The sequence below is a fragment of the Pseudoalteromonas sp. S4741 genome (assembly GCF_005886135.1).
GTDB lineage: Bacteria > Pseudomonadota > Gammaproteobacteria > Enterobacterales > Alteromonadaceae > Pseudoalteromonas > Pseudoalteromonas tetraodonis.
The window spans coordinates 1-268 of sequence record NZ_PNCN01000168.1 but is presented as its reverse complement, the minus strand read 5'-3'; the positions used below and the strand labels follow the sequence as shown (position 1 = coordinate 268).

The 268-nt window shown below is 47.0% G+C and carries 1 pseudogene; it reads right to left on the bottom strand.

The features are described 5' to 3' along the window. A pseudogene (locus tag CWC30_RS16935) lies at positions 1 to 257 on the bottom strand (N-6 DNA methylase); the annotation flags it as partial. Between the last annotated feature and the right edge of the window lie 11 nt (positions 258 to 268).

Sequence of the window (268 nt, the reverse complement as noted above, 5' to 3'; positions counted from 1 at the left end):
TCTTGGCCAACTGCTGAACGCGATGCTTTATTGTTAAGCTCTAGTACGTATTCCATACCCGATGATAAAAACCCGCCCGTACCCGCTGTTGGGTCGTAAATTGAGCGAACTAAGCCCGATTGCGTAAGCGCATCGTCGTCATTGGTAAACACTAAAGAGGTGGTTAAACGTACAATGTCTCGCGGGGTAAAGTTCTCACCTGCGGTTTCGTTAGATCTTTCAGCAAAGCGCCTAATTAGCTGTTCCAACCCTAACCCCTAACAATAGT